Source organism: Methanoregula sp. (genome assembly GCF_002835825.1).
In the GTDB taxonomy this organism is placed as follows: domain Archaea; phylum Halobacteriota; class Methanomicrobia; order Methanomicrobiales; family Methanospirillaceae; genus Methanoregula.
In genome coordinates, this window is sequence record NZ_PIZH01000609.1 from 1 (window position 1) to 1,248 (window position 1,248).

Annotated in this window: 1 protein-coding gene; it reads left to right on the plus strand. The window is 56.2% G+C overall.

Going from position 1 to position 1,248, the window contains the following annotated elements:
* The coding region (locus tag CW742_RS13775; protein WP_292421358.1) for a glycosyltransferase family 39 protein at window positions 1-1,248 on the plus strand (1,248 nt) is incomplete at both ends.

The window sequence follows — 1,248 nt, forward strand, 5'->3', positions numbered from 1 at the left end:
CTTCGGATCCGTAAAAGATCTCAATCTCGGAATACTGACAGAGTACCTGAAAAGCAGGTATGTCCAGATCCTCCTGGTCCTGACCGTGATCGGCGCGTTACTGCGGTTCTATCACCTCGATTTCAACTCGCTCTGGCTGGACGAGGCCTCGACCCTCACCATGTCCCGGCCGTCGTTCATCGAGATCTGGAACATCGGTCTCTCCGGCGATTTCCATCCGCCGCTCTTCCACTGGGTGGAGCATGTCATGCTCACCTTCGGCCAGAGCGAATTCGTCCTCCGGTTCGTCTCCGCCGTCATGGGAACCCTTACGATACCCCTCATGTACCTGATCGGCAAGGAATTCCGGGACCGGAACGTCGGGATCATTGCAGCGGCCCTGATGACCGTATCCGGTTTTGGCATCTACTACTCCCAGGAAGCGTACTCGTACGCAATGGTCCTTTTCGTCTTCTCGCTGGTTCTTCTCTTCTACCTGCGGGCGATCAGGACCGATACCGTCACCGACTGGATCCTGTTCGGCATCTTCTCGGCGCTCGCCTTCTGGACCCATTATTACGTGCTCATCCCGCTCGGGGTCCTCTACCTCCATGCGCTCATCACGATACGGGACCGGCTTGCGACCGGTATCGCCGGGATAAAAAACATCGTCCTTGCCTTCGTCACAATGACCATCCTGATCGTTCCCCTGATCATCATCGTGGTCGAACGGTACTTCACGCTCACCGCCGAGCCTCCCACGTACGGCGTGCTCGGTCCGATCCTGATCCCGGAGACCTTCTTCCGGTTCTCGGGATTCAACTGGTATCTCACCGGCCTGTACGTTCTCCTGATGGCAGCGGGCTTCCTGTACCTGTTCGGGAAGGACCGGAACAAGTGCCTCTTCTCCCTGATGTTCCTTGTCCTGCCCCTGGTCGCAAGCGTCCTGATCTCGGCCCGGATGACCATGAATCCCCGGTACCTGATCTACCTTCTTCCGGTCTTTTTCGTGATGATTGCCCTGAGCTATCCGCTCATGCACAGGGTAATCCCGAATAAAAAGCTGGTCTACGCGTTCATTGCGGTTATTTTTGTGATAAACGCACCTGTTCTTGGGAACTATTACACAACCTTCCAGAAGGAGGACTGGCGCGGGTTTGCCGGTATGATCGGGACCGCGACAAATCCCGGGGATATCGTGGTGGTGGCACCGGCCTATATCAGCCAGCCGTTCACCCTGGGAAAACGTGACATTGCTTCATTCGAACG